Source organism: Flagellimonas sp. (genome assembly GCF_965601775.1).
GTDB lineage: Bacteria > Bacteroidota > Bacteroidia > Flavobacteriales > Flavobacteriaceae > Flagellimonas.
This window is the reverse complement of the sequence record NZ_OZ271837.1, coordinates 3,541,895-3,558,433: the sequence shown is the minus strand read 5'-3', so window position 1 is coordinate 3,558,433 and position 16,539 is coordinate 3,541,895. Positions and strand designations below refer to the sequence as shown.

Below are 16,539 nucleotides of genomic sequence, written 5' to 3'. Positions count from 1 at the left end.
AATACCTAAACAATAACCTAATACTTTAAACTATGGAAGACTGGTTTACAGCACTCACACTTTTTGAAAAGGTATATTGGATAGTAGCCGTTGTAGGTTCTATCATATTCACCATACTTATGATTATGACGTTTGTTGGTGGGGATGTTGAAGATGTAAGTGGCGATGTAGATATGGACATTGACGGTGATACTGGAATTGGTTTCCAATTCCTTTCGTTCAAGAACCTTGTCGGATTCTTTACCATTTTTGGATGGTCTGGAATTGCCTGTATGGATAATGGCCTTTCAACCGGAGCAACTATATTGGTATCCGTTATCTGCGGACTCTTGATGATGTTCGCCATGGCCTCTTTATTCTATTATTTGGCCAAACTTCAAAGCAGTGGCACTTTAAAATTGAAGAATGCCATGGGGCAAATTGGAGAGGTATATCTTACCATCGGCGCCAATCGGTCTAGTATAGGAAAAGTGAGTGTGAACGTCCAGGGAACGCTACGCGAACTAGAAGCCCTTACGGACGAAGAAATCGATTTAAAGCAAGGTAACGTCATCAAAGTAAAAGAGGTTACCGACAACGGAATTTTAATTGTTAAACTCTTAAATAAATAACCATATGCTAATACTACCCTTACAATTGGGCGGAGGAGCTTCACTTCTCGCCATTGGCTTTGCCATCCTCTTTTTCTTTATCATCATAATTTCATTTATCCGAAGGTATAAGAGATGTCCTTCAGATAGGATTTTGGTGGTCTACGGAAAAGTGGGGTCTGGTAATTCAGCCAAATGTATTCATGGTGGGGCTGCGTTTATTTGGCCCGTAATCCAGGATTACGAATTCCTAGATCTTACCCCAATCTCTATTGAGGTTGATTTGACCAATGCTTTGAGTAGACAGAACATTCGGGTAAATGTTCCTTCTCGTTTTACCATTGGTATTTCCACCGAACCTGGAGTGATGCAGAATGCCGCTGAAAGGCTACTTGGTTTAGGAATGACAGAAGTTCAAGAATTGGCCAAGGAAATCATTTTTGGTCAGCTGCGTTTGGTTGTGGCTTCCATGGATATTGAAGAAATCAATTCCGATAGGGATAAATTTTTGACCAATATTTCGCAAAGCGTTGAGTCTGAGCTTAAAAAGGTAGGTCTAAAGCTCATCAACGTGAACATCACGGATATCGTAGACGAGTCCGGTTATATTGAAGCATTGGGTAAAGAGGCTGCTGCCCACGCGATAAACGCAGCCAGAAAGTCCGTTGCGGAAAAAAACAGGGATGGTTCCATTGGTGAAGCCAATGCCTTGCAGGATGAAAGAACTCAGGTCGCTGCAGCTAATGCAAAAGCCGTAGAAGGAGAGAATGTCGCTAAAATTGACATTGCCAATTCGGATTCCTTAAGAAGACAACGTGAAGCCGAAGCGGAGCGTACTGCAGCTGCTGCAGAAAAAGTCCAGGCGGCAAAAGCTTTGGAAGAGTCCTATGCTGCTGAAAAAGATGCGGAAATGGCGAGGGCAGAACGTGAAAGAAGTTCACAGACTGCAGATGTGGTGGTTCCTGCTGAAATTGATAAGCAAAAAGTAGAAATTGAGGCCGAAGCCGAAGCTGAAATGATTCGTAGAAAAGCAAAAGGTGAGGCAGATGCTATTTTATTCAAAGCCGAAGCAGAGGCTAAGGGAATCTTTGAAGTTTTAACCAAGCAAGCGGAAGGTCTTGATAAAATCGTTCAGGCCGCTGGGAATGACCCCAAAGACGCCGTATTGTTATTGATTGCCGATAAGCTTCCAGAATTGGTAGAAAAGCAAGCTGAGGCTATTAAAAATATTAAGATAGATAAAGTGACCGTGTGGGATTCAGGAGCTAAATCCGAAGATGGAAAAAACTCCACCGCCAATTTCATATCGGGAATGTATAAATCGGTTCCACCTTTACAGGAAATGTTCGACATGGCAGGAATGCAATTGCCAGAATACTTAAAAGGAAAGGATGTGGAAAAACCATCCAATACAAAGGAAACTGATGAATCCTCGGAAAAGGATAAAACGTAGAATTTAGTTGGTTTAATAGGAAGAGGGCTTGTAGTTTTAACTATAGGCCTTTTTCTTTTCCTGACATCTATCTTATCTTGGTTTAAGAATAAGACCTATTTTTGTCTCCACATCCAAGAAATATGAGTGTAATAAGAAACAACTGGACCAAGAAGGAAATCCTTGAAATTTACAATAAACCCTTGATGGAATTGCTATATGAGGCGGCAACGGTGCATCGTGAATTTCATGACCCCAATACGGTTCAAGTATCCACTTTGTTATCCATCAAAACAGGGGGTTGCCCAGAGGATTGTGGGTATTGCCCACAGGCTGCAAGGTACCATACAGACATTGAAGGGAATGATTTGATGTCGGTTCAGCAGGTCAAGGCGCAGGCCTTGCGAGCAAAGTCTTCTGGAAGTTCTCGAGTTTGCATGGGAGCGGCTTGGCGTAACGTAAAGGATGGACCTGAATTTGACCAAGTATTGGAGATGGTCCGAACTATCAATAAATTGGATATGGAGGTGTGCTGCACCTTAGGGATGGTCACTGAGAATCAAGCCAAAAGGTTGGCGGAAGCTGGACTTTATGCTTACAACCATAACTTGGACACCTCCGAAGAGTATTATAAAGAAGTGATTTCCACCAGGGGATATGAAGACCGTTTAGAAACTATTGAGAATGTTAGAAAAACGAATGTGACGGTTTGTAGCGGTGGAATTATTGGAATGGGGGAATCAGCTGAAGATAGAGCAGGTATGTTGGTGGCCCTAGCCACCCTAAGCCCTCAACCCGAATCTGTACCCATCAATGCATTGGTAGCTGTGGAAGGGACTCCAATGGAAGATGAAAAGCCTGTCGAGATTTGGGAGATGATTCGGATGGTAGCAACAACTAGAATTGTAATGCCAGAAACCCAAGTACGACTTTCTGCCGGGCGAACTGAAATGAGTCGTGAAGGACAGGCGATGTGCTTTTTCGCTGGAGCCAATTCGATTTTTGCCGGCGACAAATTACTGACCACTCCGAATCCCGATGTAAATGAGGATATGGAAATGTTCAAAATGTTGGGGCTGAACCCTCAAAAGCCATTTACCAAGATTTCACAGCCTAAAACGGTAGAGGCCGAAGATTCTGCATATGAATCCTTGGGAGAAAAACCGAAATGGACCCGTCCAGGCCATACCATTGAAAGAAATGAACTGGCTAAGGAAAAGTCAAAATTGGCGACCAAGGAATAAAGCCTGAAAAAGGGTTTAAAAACCTTTTATTAATTTTGTAGTTTCAAACTCATTGAAATTTTGGAGCTTAACCTTGAACAAATCCCTCGAGAAAAAACGCTTTCAAAGAAAGAGTTTCTTCAAAAGTATTTTAAGCCACAGAAGCCAGTAGTCATCGAAAACTTCATTGAGGACTGGCCAGCGTATACCAAATGGAGTTTGGATTATATGTCAGAAATTGCTGGCGAAAAAGAAGTGCCGCTATATGATGACAGACCTGTAAAGCATGATGAAGGTTTTAACGAGCCACATGCTAAAATGAAGATGAAGGATTATATCGCGCTTCTCAAAAGCAAACCCACCAAGTACCGGATTTTTCTCTGGAACGTAATTAAAGAAATTCCCCAACTTCAAAAAGATTATAAATATCCTGATTTTGGCCTCCGTTTAATGAAAGGGTTGCCCATGCTTTTCTTTGGAGGGAGTGACTCGCATACGTTTATGCATTACGATATTGATTTGGCCAATATTTTCCATTTCCATTTTGAAGGAAAAAAACAGTGCATCCTGTTTCCTCAATCTGAGACCAAATTCCTGTATAAAATACCTCACTCCTTGATTACAAGGGAGGATATCGATTTTGCGAATCCGGATTTGGATAAATGGCCGGCTCTAAAAAACGCGAAAGGGCATATTGCTCAGTTAGAGCATGGAAATGTGTTGTATATCCCGGAAGGATATTGGCATCACATGAAGTACATAAGTCCTGGTTTTTCCATGAGTCTTAGGGCCATAGCCCGTAAGCCCAGGAATTTTGGAAAGGCGGTATACAATATTTTCTTTATGCGTCATTTTGACAATATGATGCGCAGATGGAAAGGGCAAAAATGGATTGATTGGAAAAATGAAGAAGCCATAAGAAGAACGCGACCTTTGGCCATTCAAAAGTAGATGTCATTTGGTTAGCTCCATGACTTTTTCATAGACCAATTGACTTTCCCACCCTCTATACAGTAGATAATCGGCTAGCTTTTTTCTTTTTCTCGCTTTGTTGGATTCTGAAAGTTGTGATAATCTTTTTTTCGCCAACAAGTCCAGTGTAGTAAAGTAATCTTCCTCATCAATTTCTTTTAGGGCGAGCTGAATGTTGTACTTAGAGATGTCCCTGAGTTTTAACTCATTTTTGATTCGGCTTTTACCCCATTTTTTTATGTTGAATTTTCCTCGAGCGTAGCTTTTGGCAAAGCGTTCTTCATTTAAATAATTTTCTTGGATGAGATGGGCCAGAATGCTATCGACAGCTTCTGGAATCATGCGCATTTCCTTTAACTTATTGGCCACCTCTTTATGACAACGCTCTTGATACGCACAGTATCGTTCCATTTTTTGTCGGGCTTCATTTACCGAATAATGCACATGTGGGTTCATTTGCTAAAAGTACAAAAACAAAAAAGCGACCCCATTACTGAAGTCGCTTTGTGTTATCGGATGGTTCTTCCTTCCTTGTTTTTGAATCTATATTCAAGATAGGTGTAAGCATCCCTTGGTTGAATCTTAATCCATTTTTTGTGGTCCAACCACCATTTGAATCTAATGGATGGATATCCTTTGGTCAAATAGGCAGCAATAAACGGATGGATATTCAATACAATATCACTATGTTTTCTGTTGCCGCTCAGAATGCGTTCCAAATCAGCATTGATTTTGTCAATCAACATGATTGGCGCTTCAACTTCTTTCCCTGAGCCATTTGGGTTTTCCTCACTCGTCTTGATGTTCATTTCTGGGCGAACACGTTGACGTGTAATTTGAACCAAGCCAAATTTACTGGGTGGCAAAATTTTGTGTTTTGCACGGTCATCCTTCATTTCATCCCTAAGGTGATCAAAAAGCTTTCTTCTGTGGTCTCCCTTGGTCATATCAATGAAATCAACTACTATGATTCCTCCCATATCCCTAAGGCGAAGTTGTCTTGCTATTTCGGAAGCAGCTAAAAGGTTAACTTCCAAAGCAGTATCTTCTTGATTCTTTGCCTTATTGGAACGGTTTCCACTGTTTACATCAATCACGTGGAGTGCTTCGGTATGTTCAATTACCAAGTAAGCACCTTTGCTCATGGATGCCGTCTTCCCAAAAGAAGTTTTAATTTGACGCTCTATCCCAAACTTTTCAAAAATGGGAGCTGATCCAGAATATAGTTTAACTATGGATTCTTTTTGAGGTGCAATCTCGTGCAAATAATCTTTGATTTGATTATACAAAGTCTCATCATCCACATGTATCCCAGTAAAGGAATCATTAAAGACATCCCTAAGGATGGATGAAGCTCGATTTAGCTCTATCAAAACTTTCGATGGATGGGGAGCTTTCTGCAGTTTCTTGCACATCTCTGACCATTTGGTCAGCAAATTCTGAAGATCTTTGTCCAGTTCAGCAACTTTTTTACCTTCTGCAACGGTACGGATAATGACACCAAACCCTTTCGGCTTGATGCTTTTAACCAGACGGATTAACCTATCTTTTTCTTCTTTGCTTCCAATCTTTTGAGATACGGAAACACGGTCGGAAAAGGGAACCATAACCAAGTAACGTCCTGCTAATGAAAGCTCGGAACTTATTCTTGGTCCTTTGGTGGAAATAGGTTCTTTTACAATTTGTACCAAGAGTGACTGATTGGCTTTAATTACATCGTTGATGCTGCCATTCTTGTCAATATCTTTTTCAAATGGAAAATCTTTCAGGGTATAATCTCTGAGCTTCCCTGTTCTAACTTTTTTGATGAACTTAAGCATGGATGATAATTGCGGGCCGAGGTCATGATAATGCAGAAAGGCATCTTTCTCATAACCTACGTTTACGAAAGCCGCATTAAGTCCGGTGACGGGTTTTCTTATCTTGGCTAGGAAGATATCCCCAACGGAAAAGTTGTTGTCGTCCTCATCCTTATGAAGTTCAATGAGTTTTCCATCTTTTAGTAAGGCAAAATCGACTGCTTCAGAACTAGATCTAACGATTAATTCTCTATTCACATGAATCGATTTTAATTTATTCCAACGTGAAGTTTGTGGAACAAATGATTAAACAATATTTAGAATCGGTTTTTCTTAAACCGATTGAAATTCTTCTTTAGTGAATCTCTATGTCAAAGAACGTATGTATGTAAAATGAAAAAGTAGTTGCAACAACTACTTTTTCTTGTGTCGGTTTGCTCTCCTGCGCTTCTTGCGCTTGTGGGTAGCTACCTTATGTCTTTTTCTCTTTTTACCACTCGGCATATAGCTTTTCCTTTAGTGTTAGTTGAATTATTTTACTTGAACGTTGCTTTTAACACCTTCAACAAAAACTTTGGCAGGTTTAAAGGCAGGAATATTATGGGCTGGAATTTTGATAGTAGTGTTCTTGGAGATATTTCTACCTGTTTTTTCCGCTCTTGTCTTAATGACAAAACTCCCAAAACCTCTTAGGTATACATTATCGCCATTTTCTAGAGACGATTTTACCTCTTCCATAAAAGATTCAACAGTTGCTTGTACATCTCCTTTTTCCATACCTAGTTTCTCCGAGATTCTAGTTACGATATCCGCTTTCGTCATTTCGTTATTTTATTTTCTAATTTTTTAGGCTTGCAAATATAAAAATTTAAATTAATCTTTCCCTTAATGCCTTTAATTTTAAGTATATAAACCACTACTTTTAAGACTTATTATTTTTTGATGCACTTTTCTGAAAAAGTTTTGAAATGGTACAGCGAAAACAAAAGAGAACTACCATGGAGAAATACAAGAGACCCCTATAAAATTTGGCTTTCAGAGATAATTCTGCAACAGACTCGAGTAGTTCAGGGAACACCTTACTATTTTAAGTTCGTGGAAGCCTTCCCTACAGTCTATGATTTGGCCAACGCTTCAGAGGAAAAAGTTCTAAAGTTATGGCAGGGACTTGGGTACTATTCAAGAGCAAGAAACCTGCATGCCACAGCTAAGATGGTTGTTGCTGATTTTGAAGGGGAGTTCCCAACTTCATACGAAGGGTTAAAAAAGCTCAAAGGGGTAGGAGATTATACCGCTAGTGCTATTGCCTCCATTTGTTTTGATATTCCTGAACCAGTTGTAGATGGGAATGTATATAGGGTGCTATCCAGATATTTTGGTGTCGCACTTCCCATAAATTCAACAAAAGGAGCCAAATACTTTAAGGAACTGGCAAGGGAGGTGATGAATAAAGACAATATTCGGGATTACAATCAGGGAATCATGGAATTTGGAGCCATTCAATGTGCGCCAAAAAAACCCTATTGCCTTTTGTGTCCTTTAAACCATGGTTGTGTGGCCCTTAAAGAGAATAAAGTGCAAGAGCTTCCGGTGAAATTAGGGAAGGTAAAATTGAAACACCGTTATTTTAATTATCTAGTTGTTCTGGATTCCAATCAAAATACGCTTATGGAGAAGCGGACAGGAAAAGGAATTTGGCAGAATTTATATCAGTTTCCCTTGTTTGAAACGGAAGGTGCGGCAAGCGAAGACATGATATTAAAAGAAGTGAAACAAAGCACATACGGAAAACATTTAGATTCTCTGACCCTTTTTAATGAAACGGCTGTAATCCATAAACTTTCCCATCAACATTTACATACTCAATTCTGGATTCTGAGGCTTTCAGAGGAGATAAAGGGTGGAATTCCTTGGAAGGATATCAGTACTTTTGCCGTACCCGTTTTAATCGCGGACTTTATTAAGACTTTTAAAATTTAGTACCTTTGACCAATTAGAAAGTTATGAGCGGAACATTAAACAAAGTGATGCTGATTGGCCATCTTGGTGATGAGGTAAAAATCCATTATTTCGAGGGAGGAAATTGCATAGCACGCTTTCCTTTGGCCACAAATGAAACATACACCAATAGACAGACAGGTGAAAAAGTAACCAATACGGATTGGCACAATATTGTGGTTCGAAATAAGGCTGCGGAAATCTGTGAAAAATATTTGAGCAAGGGAGACAAAGTCTATTTAGAAGGAAGATTGAAGAATAGACAATGGCAAGGAGAGGATGGAAATACACGGTATACCACTGAAGTCCATGTACAGGACTTTACTTTCCTTTCCACCAAGAAAGAAGGTATGACCACCGCTTCCCAACCTACAGCCACAAGTGCTCCAGTACAACCAACCCAACCCAGTGCACCAGCAATTGATGAGGTGGCAGGCGAAGATGATGATTTACCCTTCTAGAATACGATATAAACACTATTGATTTGGACCCTGACCCGTATTGTTTGTCCATTCCTTTGTTCGCTTTAAGCGGTATTTTTATTGTTAAAGTCATAGTGCTTTTGATTTTGTTGTGCTTTTCTGCGCTTATTTCCGGAGCAGAAGTCGCATTATTTGGTCTTTCCCAGACTGATTTGACAGAACTTGGTGACGAGGACGAGTCTAGTGGAGAGGTAATTGGCGGACTTTTGGATAATCCCAAAAAGTTATTGGCTACCATTCTTATTGCGAACAATGCCATAAACATTGGTATTGTATTGTTGTTTAGTTCGATAGGCAATACACTCTTCGCGCAAATGGACGAAACACTTTTTGGAATAGTTTCGGTCAGATTCTTGTTGGAAGTGATTCTGGCTACCTTTCTAATCCTAATGTTTGGGGAGATTCTCCCTAAAATCTATGCGAATCGGAACAAAAAACAGTTCTCACAACTTATGTCAAGACCCTTGCGCTTGCTCAGCGCGGTTTTGACCCCGTTTAGTTCTCCTATGAGCTCGGCAACCGTTTTTTTACAAGATAAATTGGGAAGGAAAAAATCCAACTTTGGAGTGGACCACTTATCACAGGCTCTAGAACTCGCCTCCGAAGGGGATACCACCAAGGAAGAAAAAAAGATTTTGGAAGGGATAGTAACTTTTGGAAATACGGATACCAAACAAGTTATGCGACCTCGGATAGATATTTTCGCTTTAAACGAAGAGATGAAGTTTCCAGAGGTAATTGAGGAGATAAAGAAGAACGGATATTCTCGAATTCCTGTTTTTTCGGAAAGCATGGATAATGTGCTCGGGGTGTTATACGTTAAAGATTTGTTGCCCTATTTGGAACGGAAAAGCTTCAATTGGATGTCCCTGATACGGAAGCCTTATTTTGTTCCTGAAAACAAGAAGTTGGATGACCTTTTGCTGGAATTTCAAGAAAAGAAGAATCATTTGGCCGTAGTGGTGGATGAATATGGAGGCACATCTGGTATCGTAACGCTAGAAGATATAATTGAAGAAATTGTGGGAGATATCAGTGATGAGTTTGATGATGAGGATTTGATTTTTTCTAAATTGGATGAGTATAATTATGTCTTTGATGGGAAAACCACTCTAAAAGATTTTTATCGTGTGGTAAAAATTGAAAATGAGGAGGAGTTTGAGGAAAATAAAGGAGAATCCGAGACCATAGCTGGTTTTGTCCTGGAAATTTCTGGAAGTTTCCCAAAAAGAGGAGAAAAAGTGCTCTTTAAAAATTATCAGTTTATAGTCGAAAGTTTGGATAAAAAGCGCTTAAAACGAATTAAGGTTACATTGCCCAATGAAAATTAAATGGTTTGTTTACACGACTTTTGCCTTTATGGCCTTTTACGGCTGTAAAAGTGACGTGCTTCCAAAGCCCAAGGCCATGTTGCGATTGGATTATCCTTCGGCTTCTTATCAGAGGTTGGATGAGAGTTGTGTCTTTTCTTTCGACAAAAACAACATTTCCTTTATCAAGGAAAATAAAGATTGTTCATTGGTGCTGGATTATCCAACCATGAAAGGATCCATTTTTATTACCTACAAGAAGGTAGATGGCAATATCAGGGAGCTTCTGGTTGATGCCCAAAAACTAACGTACGAACATGTGGTAAAAGCTGATGGCATTGCACCCAAAGAATATGTAAATAGGGAGGAAAACGTTTATGGGATGTTTTACGAAGTAAGTGGAAACGCAGCTTCCCAATCCCAATTTTATGTAACGGATAGTACCAATCATTTTGTGACTGGCTCCTTGTACTTTTATGCTAAGCCCAATTACGATTCCATCCTACCAGCTGCCATTTACCTGCAAAAAGATATAAGAAGGATTATGGAAAGTCTTCAATGGGAGAGATAGTTATTCCTTCAAAAGGGCTTCAGCTCTCGCTATGCTTCCGTTGATTTGCTCCTTTAGTTTCTTTACCTTTTCTTCCTCTTCATTGAGCCATAGCTGTTTTTGTTCGGTCAACGCTTTTCCTTCCAAGATTTCATCGGAATTAAACCGTTCACCAAAGTTCATCATCCAGTCCATCATGGACTTGTTGGCTTCCTGTAAGTCCTTCATAGCGGACTCATATTGTTTTCCCGTTTCGGTAGTGTCAATTTTTTCCTTAAGCTCTCCCACCAATTTTCCAAGTTTGCCCATTTTGGGCATTACTTCATCATGAATGGCCATCACTTCCTCCATCTGTGTAGGGCCTTCGGGAGTCTTTTTTTGCTCCTTGCAAGCAAAGAGCGCAATTAAAAATAGGAATACGATTATGTGAACCTTTTTCATGTGGTCTGTTTTTTCAAAAGTACTATATATTCCCGTGGGACACAGGCAGTGCCCCACGGGAGATGTATTTAAAATGAATATTGAGTGCCTAAAGTGATAGTTTCCCGGGTTCTTAGTTGGATTCCGTTGACATCTTGATAAATAGGTGAGGCCACTTCAAAGCCTACACGTAGGTTTTTTAATGCCCCGGACGGTATGTAAATATTGAAACCAAGTCCACCATTCACAAAGGTTCCACCGGAATTGGCAGTATCAGCGGTAATCACCATCATAGGATTGAGGTTTGGGTCTTCTCCTTCAATTTCATCCACTATAAGTCCTTCGAGACGTGCGGAAAAACTTAGCCAATTTGCCGCTTTTAGGGCAAACCAATTGTTCAAACTGTATCGGTTGCCATAGCGGTATTCCCTGTCATTTTCCCCAAATCGGAAAATTCCACGAAGTTGGACACCCCATGAATTGATTTCGCCTTGTCCCAAAAAGGTAAGGGCCAAATTGGTATCGAAGGTACCACTTCCTATTTGCATAGGGTAGGGCAATTCCACCTCATTCGGAGCCGAGGCGGGAGTAACACCACTTTCAGTGATACTTCCTGTTGGAATAGAAAAGCCCAACTGGCCATGCAAGGTTTGTTGATTTTCATTAAAAAATCGGTACAATCCTGAAATTTGAATATCACCAAAGCCATTTGCTTCTGTAGTGAATGTGCCACCCATTCGAGTAATATGGTCCATTTCCATGGAGAGATAATTGAACATCACCATTAGTGTCAAGTTATCACTGGGAGCGTACATAGCACCTAGCATATGCATATTCATCGGCATTTCTGTTGGAGTAACCATAGTTTGAGCTAAAGCATCATCTAAAGTAGCATCATTGCTTCCTTGTTTTAGGTCTTCCATATTCATATACATATAGCGATAGGAGAACATCCATTCTCCTTTCCCGTGCATATGGTCACCCATTATGGGTATTGGTGCATGCCCATTTGGTCTTCCAGCGGACCATCTTGGGGTATTATCATTTGTTTCCTGCGCATAAAATGACAGGGTAGCCACCATTACAATGATGGATATATAATGTTTCATTGTTTTGTTTGTAAAAGTGTTATTGTTTGATTAAAGCCAATTGATTTGAAGAGAATCTTTTAAAACTCTCCTTACTTGGCGCGAATTGTAAGAATTAACAATAAACACTTGGCGGATGAAAGCTTTCCGAAACGAATAGATAACTATACGGGTTTACATAATTAAAGCTTGCACATGGATTAATCGTTGGGATGGTGCTGGAGGAGAAGTTGAGCAACTGAACAAATCCGATTGGATATTCTTCCATAACTATTTTGGGAAGATTTTCCTGTTTTTCATCGTTTTGTTCCTGAATTCTTTGCATTAAATAACATTTTCCGTGACACTCAAGTTCTTTGTTATCCTTATTGATACAAAGAAATTCTGCGATATAGTCTTCGTATACCACATACTCCATCAAAGGCAGAATAGGTCTGGCCATTGCCACCAAATACAGGAATATAAATGTAAATACTATGCTCCGCTTCAAGGAAATAAGTTAAGTGTTACAAAGGTAAAGTAGGGCGGTAGAATAAACCAGAAGAAATTGGGTTTAGGGAAACAAAAAAAGACGCCCAAGTAGGCGCCTTTTCCTTGTCTTAAAAGAATATTCTATTCAAAATCCGCTGGGGTCACACCGTCATTTACTTTGATTTCCTTAACGATAAAATCAAAAGTTTGTGGTCCGGCACTTTGTGATAATTTAAAAGGAAACTTAATACCAGATACTTCTTGATAATCTGAAAGTACCAAGGTTTGGCTGATTTGCTGTCCTTGTACTTCTTGAATGTCAACTTCCTGAAGCTTTAATCCGGTTTCTACATCATAAAAAGCAGATTTACTATCAGTTATTTTGAGTTTATAGGCTTTTTTATCGCCCACAGCTTCAATGCCTTCCAGACTAATACCTCCCGCGACCAAATAATTTAATTCAGGAAAAGCGGCGGATTCTTCCTTTATCTTTTGGATTTCTTCTTCGGATAAATCTTTACGTTGCCCTTGTGCTACCATATAGCCCTTATCACCATCCAAGACTTGCTTTTGCATTGAATTTCCAGCAACTTTTATGTTTTGCATAAACTGGTCTTGTGAAGTCTTTTTTAGTTCCAATTCCAAGGTTAGACCTTGCATTTGTGCTTCAGCAAACATGGCGTAAGATTCTACTCCTTCCAATTTTTCCTTTCCACCTATGGCGGCAATATAGTTTTGCAGAATAGCCTCTGCCGTTACCCCCTCTGGAATGGCAGCTTCATAATTCGGTTTTTCGGTCTTGTTGGCGAATTTGTCATAGTAAAGCACCGGAACTTTTTTCCCATTAAATTCTACTTTTTCCAAATTCTCAATTACATCACTTCCCTTACCGGCAACAACTATCCTAGCGTTGTCAATTGAAAAATACTTTTGGGCAGCCTTTTGAACATCGTCAACGGAAACTGCATTGATTCGTTCCAAGTAAGTTTCATAAAAATCAGCGGGTAGACCTTCTTTTTCAATATTCAAGGCATAATTGGCAACAGTTTCTGGTTGTTCCAATGCCATTACAAAACGACCTGAATATTTGGCCTTGGTATTTTTCAATTCCTTTTCAGAAACGGGCTCCTTCATAATTCGGTCTATTTCCTTCAAAATTTCAACCACGGAACTATCCGTTACTTGATTTCGTACTTGGGCAAAGGCATTGAATCGTGTTGGCCCAAATCTGTCGTTTCTGATGTTCGAATAGGAACCATAGGTATACCCTTTATCTTCCCGTAGATTTAGAAATAGTCTGCCTTCTCCACCACCACCAAGAATTTGGTTGGCAATAAGAGCAGATAGATAGTCTTCATCCTTCATCTGAAGTTCAATCAAGTTTTGTACTGTAACTTCTGACTGAACTGCGTTTGGAACATCTACAAAGTTGATTTGTGTGTATTGCGCATCTTGAGGTTTTGTATAGCTCAAGGAAGGAGGAGTGGCTTTGGTCCATGGAGTAAATGCCTCCGTAATCAATTCCTGAGCTTCCTCAAATTGAACATCCCCAATAACGATTAAATAGGCATTGGCCGGCACAAAGTTCTTTCTATAAAATTGTTGCACATCGGCCAAGCTTACATTGTTTACAGTCTCTTCAGTAACAAACTCGCCATCAGGATTACTTTTACCATACCCCAAGGCCAGTTGTACCCTTCTGGAAATTGCTGAAACGTCTTTTTCCTCTGATTTTAAACTAGTCAAAAGGATGTTCTTTTCCTTTTCAAATTCTTCTTCAGTGAAATTTGGATTTAGGGCGGCATCGGCCATTAACTCCAAAATTCTTGGAAAATACTTAGACAAACTGCTGGCAAAGGCTCCTTGCGCCCCAATGTTTATTGTTGCTCCTAAAAAGTCAACTTCCTCATTGAAATCGTCTTTTGAAATGTTGGTGGAACCTTGGCCCAAAAGAGAACCCGTCAAGCTTTGGACACCAGCTTTGTCACCTTCCAAAACAGGAGGATTGTCAATTTCAAGCTGAATACGTACTCGTGGTAGTTTATGATTTTCAACCACCATTACCTTCAAACCATTCATCAACTCAAAAGAATTGGGTTTGTCCAAATTTATTTTCGGAGCTGGTCCAGGTTCTGGTTGTTTGCTTCTATCAATCTGCGCATTTAACCCTAGAGTAAAAAGGGCAGTCAGTAGTATAACTATATAATTTTTCATTGTTCTGGTCTTAGTATTCATTTTTATCTCCAGGTAAATAATTGATAATCACACTTTGATTGGGCTTCAGATATTTATTGGCGACCTCTTTGATTTCCTCACGGGTTACGGAGCGATAAATATCAATTTCCTTGTTAATCAAATTGGTATCTCCGTAAAGCATATGATAACGAGCCAAGGAATTTGCAATACCCTCTACGCTGGAGTTCGCATTCACAAAATCATTCTCGAATTTATTCTGCAGTTTTTGGTAATCTTTTTCGGAAATAAGCTCATCCCTGACTTTAGTGACCTCCTCTTCCATTTCGGTCTGAAGTACTTCCAAACTGGTCTCGCCTACGGGAAGTGCGAAAACCAAATACATTCCATAGTCCTCTTGGCCAATGTTGAATGCTCCTACCTGTAGGGCTTGTTTTTGGTCATCAACCATCTTCTTATACAATTTGGAACTTCTTCCATCACTTAAATAAGTAGAAATCATATCCAAAACATAAGCATCTCTTTCCTTGAATCCTGGAGTTCTATAGGCCAATCCTATTGCTGGAATTTGAATGTTTGCATCATATGCTTTGGCAACCCTTTGTTCAGTTATAGGTGTTTCCTTGGGATAGTTTCTTACGACATCTGCTCCTCTTGGAATGGGGCCAAAATAGTCTTCTATCATTTTTTTGGTTTCTTCCATTTGGAAATCACCTGCAACTACCAAGACCGCATTATTGGGCACATAGTATTTTTTGTTATAGGCTGTTACGTCCTCTAGGGTGGCAGCGTCTATATCCTTCATATACCCGATGTTCGGGTCTTTGTATGGGTGAACTTCGAAAAGGTTTTTACCCAAAACGGCCAAAAATTGACCATAGGGTGAATTGTCATATCGCAAACGCTTCTCTTCCTTCACCACTTCTTGCTGCGTATCAATACCTTTTTGATCAATTACGGGATGAAGCATTCTTTCAGATTCCATCCAAAGTCCCAATTGCAGGTTGTTTGATGGGAATACCTCATAATAATACGTTCTATCCTGAGAGGTATTGGCATTGTTTCGACCTCCATTGGAGGATACAATTTCAAACCATTTGCCTCTTTCTATATTCTTGGTTCCTTCAAAAAGGAGGTGTTCAAAAAAGTGCGCAAAACCTGTGCGGCCCTCTGTTCTATCCTTACCTCCAACATGGTACATCACGGAAGTGGTTACTACTGGTGCTCCATTTTCTTGATGAAGAATTACATGAAGTCCATTAGGTAAATCATACTCTTCAAAAGCAACCTCTTGAGCCGTCAAGAAGCCTCCAAATCCAAGCACGAAAAGACCTAAAAAAAGTGTTCTTTTCATTTTCATAATTTAAGAGTTAAAATGTCATGCTGGGTTAGACACAATTTTGCCCAACATGTTACACGAAGATAGGACTAATCATAAGGAATTTAATGGTTTAAATGGGGAGTTTTTGATTAATTCCCTTATTAATTCCCAAACATTCAGTAAATTATATACCCATCCAAAAAAGCAGCAATATGAAAAATCTAACCTTGCCCATTCGTTTTGGTATTGTGACCAGTGGCATCTTAATGGCCTATTTCTTGATTCTTTCCCTTATGGGAAAACACACCAATGTATTTTTTAGTCTTTTTAATGGTGTGATTACAGGATTTGGGATTTATGAAACCATAAAATACACCAAGCTGAGGTTAGGGAAGGAGTTCAACTACGGAAAAGGATTTACCGCTGGAATCACTATGGGATTTGTGGCGACTTTGTTGTTTACTATTTTCTTTGCGTTTTACTCCACTGAATTAAACTCAGATTTTCTGACTGAACTCTCCCAAGCATGGTCCAAAGACTATGCAAATTTTGAAGGAATTGTGTTTTTCACGGTGGCCATTATGGGTTTTGCCACCACTTTGGTCCTAACGCTTTCCTTTATGCAATTATTCAAAACATCCAACAACCCTAAAAAATAGAGGTAATTGAACTGAATTATGCTTGTGAATT

General features: G+C 39.7%; 17 protein-coding genes. 9 read left to right on the top strand and 8 right to left on the bottom strand.

Features of this window, described 5'->3' with window-relative positions; translation table 11 throughout:
* Positions 1–32: 32 nt before the first annotated feature.
* The 4 genes from ACSLUF_RS16400 (at position 33) to ACSLUF_RS16385 (ending at position 4,196) form a co-directional block, all read left to right on the top strand.
* On the top strand, positions 33–611 hold the full coding sequence (locus ACSLUF_RS16400) for a hypothetical protein (protein ID WP_435623742.1): 579 nt from the start codon (positions 33–35) through the stop codon (positions 609–611).
* A gap of 4 nt (positions 612–615) precedes the next feature.
* Entirely contained in the window at positions 616–2,043 is a 1,428-nt protein-coding gene (locus tag ACSLUF_RS16395) for a flotillin family protein (RefSeq protein ID WP_435623741.1), read from the top strand.
* Positions 2,044–2,165: 122 nt separating this feature from the next.
* Entirely contained in the window at positions 2,166–3,266 is a 1,101-nt protein-coding gene (gene bioB / locus ACSLUF_RS16390) for a biotin synthase BioB (protein WP_435623740.1), read from the top strand.
* 60 nt (positions 3,267–3,326) lie between these two features.
* Positions 3,327–4,196, top strand: coding sequence for a cupin-like domain-containing protein (locus ACSLUF_RS16385; RefSeq protein ID WP_435623739.1), 870 nt, complete (start codon positions 3,327–3,329; stop codon positions 4,194–4,196).
* A gap of 3 nt (positions 4,197–4,199) precedes the next feature.
* On the opposite strand, the gene ACSLUF_RS16380 is transcribed toward ACSLUF_RS16385, so the two are convergent.
* The 3 genes from ACSLUF_RS16380 to ACSLUF_RS16370 all read right to left on the bottom strand — a co-directional run bounded on the left by ACSLUF_RS16380 (position 4,200) and on the right by ACSLUF_RS16370 (position 6,838).
* Entirely contained in the window at positions 4,200–4,673 is a 474-nt protein-coding gene (locus tag ACSLUF_RS16380) for a regulatory protein RecX (protein ID WP_435623738.1), read from the bottom strand.
* 53 nt (positions 4,674–4,726) lie between these two features.
* Positions 4,727–6,274: an Rne/Rng family ribonuclease gene (locus tag ACSLUF_RS16375; protein WP_435623737.1), complete on the bottom strand. Its 1,548-nt coding sequence runs from the start codon at positions 6,272–6,274 to the stop codon at positions 4,727–4,729.
* A gap of 273 nt (positions 6,275–6,547) precedes the next feature.
* Positions 6,548–6,838, bottom strand: coding sequence for an HU family DNA-binding protein (locus ACSLUF_RS16370; RefSeq protein ID WP_106143570.1), 291 nt, complete (start codon positions 6,836–6,838; stop codon positions 6,548–6,550).
* A gap of 120 nt (positions 6,839–6,958) precedes the next feature.
* On the opposite strand from ACSLUF_RS16370, the gene mutY reads away from it, so the two are divergent.
* Genes mutY through gldD form a run of 4 tightly spaced genes read left to right on the top strand, consistent with a single transcriptional unit; the run spans position 6,959 to position 10,377 of the window.
* Positions 6,959–7,996 (top strand): A/G-specific adenine glycosylase, encoded by a 1,038-nt coding sequence (mutY, locus tag ACSLUF_RS16365; RefSeq protein WP_435623736.1) that lies wholly within the window; start codon positions 6,959–6,961, stop codon positions 7,994–7,996.
* Between the two features lie 23 nt (positions 7,997–8,019).
* Complete coding sequence (locus tag ACSLUF_RS16360; protein ID WP_435623735.1) at positions 8,020–8,475, top strand: single-stranded DNA-binding protein; 456 nt, start codon at positions 8,020–8,022, stop codon at positions 8,473–8,475.
* Between the two features lie 23 nt (positions 8,476–8,498).
* Positions 8,499–9,827, top strand: coding sequence for a gliding motility-associated protein GldE (gene gldE / locus ACSLUF_RS16355; RefSeq protein ID WP_435623734.1), 1,329 nt, complete (start codon positions 8,499–8,501; stop codon positions 9,825–9,827).
* Positions 9,817–10,377, top strand: a complete 561-nt coding sequence (gldD, locus tag ACSLUF_RS16350) for a gliding motility lipoprotein GldD (RefSeq protein ID WP_435623733.1) — start codon at positions 9,817–9,819, stop codon at positions 10,375–10,377. The genes gldE and gldD overlap by 11 nt, the downstream gene beginning before the upstream one ends.
* Here gldD and ACSLUF_RS16345 read toward each other — a convergent pair whose 3' ends face one another.
* From ACSLUF_RS16345 to ACSLUF_RS16325, 5 genes are all read right to left on the bottom strand, one after another.
* Entirely contained in the window at positions 10,378–10,797 is a 420-nt protein-coding gene (locus tag ACSLUF_RS16345; protein WP_435623732.1) for a hypothetical protein, read from the bottom strand. It lies immediately after the preceding gene.
* A 68-nt stretch (positions 10,798–10,865) separates the two neighbouring features.
* A complete protein-coding gene (locus ACSLUF_RS16340; protein ID WP_435623731.1) occupies positions 10,866–11,885 on the bottom strand; it encodes a transporter in 1,020 nt (339 codons plus the stop codon).
* 94 nt (positions 11,886–11,979) lie between these two features.
* Entirely contained in the window at positions 11,980–12,354 is a 375-nt protein-coding gene (locus ACSLUF_RS16335; protein WP_435623730.1) for a hypothetical protein, read from the bottom strand.
* A gap of 122 nt (positions 12,355–12,476) precedes the next feature.
* A complete protein-coding gene (locus ACSLUF_RS16330) occupies positions 12,477–14,549 on the bottom strand; it encodes a M16 family metallopeptidase (RefSeq protein ID WP_435623729.1) in 2,073 nt (690 codons plus the stop codon).
* A gap of 10 nt (positions 14,550–14,559) precedes the next feature.
* A complete protein-coding gene (locus tag ACSLUF_RS16325) occupies positions 14,560–15,882 on the bottom strand; it encodes a M16 family metallopeptidase (RefSeq protein WP_435623728.1) in 1,323 nt (440 codons plus the stop codon).
* 179 nt (positions 15,883–16,061) lie between these two features.
* Here ACSLUF_RS16325 and ACSLUF_RS16320 point away from each other — a divergent pair, with 179 nt between their 5' ends.
* On the top strand, positions 16,062–16,508 hold the full coding sequence (locus tag ACSLUF_RS16320; protein ID WP_435623727.1) for a DUF4199 domain-containing protein: 447 nt from the start codon (positions 16,062–16,064) through the stop codon (positions 16,506–16,508).
* Positions 16,509–16,539: the final 31 nt, after the last annotated feature.

Coding starts and splice junctions, on each gene's coding strand:
- mutY (WP_435623736.1), top strand. CDS start 6,959: ATGCACTTTTCTGAAAAAGTTTTGAAATGGTACAGCGAAAACAAAAGA.
- gldD (WP_435623733.1), top strand. CDS start 9,817: ATGAAAATTAAATGGTTTGTTTACACGACTTTTGCCTTTATGGCCTTT.
- ACSLUF_RS16330 (WP_435623729.1), bottom strand. CDS start 14,549: ATGAAAAATTATATAGTTATACTACTGACTGCCCTTTTTACTCTAGGG.
- ACSLUF_RS16380 (WP_435623738.1), bottom strand. CDS start 4,673: ATGAACCCACATGTGCATTATTCGGTAAATGAAGCCCGACAAAAAATG.
- ACSLUF_RS16345 (WP_435623732.1), bottom strand. CDS start 10,797: ATGAAAAAGGTTCACATAATCGTATTCCTATTTTTAATTGCGCTCTTT.
- ACSLUF_RS16320 (WP_435623727.1), top strand. CDS start 16,062: ATGAAAAATCTAACCTTGCCCATTCGTTTTGGTATTGTGACCAGTGGC.
- ACSLUF_RS16395 (WP_435623741.1), top strand. CDS start 616: ATGCTAATACTACCCTTACAATTGGGCGGAGGAGCTTCACTTCTCGCC.
- bioB (WP_435623740.1), top strand. CDS start 2,166: ATGAGTGTAATAAGAAACAACTGGACCAAGAAGGAAATCCTTGAAATT.
- ACSLUF_RS16340 (WP_435623731.1), bottom strand. CDS start 11,885: ATGAAACATTATATATCCATCATTGTAATGGTGGCTACCCTGTCATTT.
- ACSLUF_RS16370 (WP_106143570.1), bottom strand. CDS start 6,838: ATGACGAAAGCGGATATCGTAACTAGAATCTCGGAGAAACTAGGTATG.
- ACSLUF_RS16360 (WP_435623735.1), top strand. CDS start 8,020: ATGAGCGGAACATTAAACAAAGTGATGCTGATTGGCCATCTTGGTGAT.
- ACSLUF_RS16400 (WP_435623742.1), top strand. CDS start 33: ATGGAAGACTGGTTTACAGCACTCACACTTTTTGAAAAGGTATATTGG.
- ACSLUF_RS16325 (WP_435623728.1), bottom strand. CDS start 15,882: ATGAAAAGAACACTTTTTTTAGGTCTTTTCGTGCTTGGATTTGGAGGC.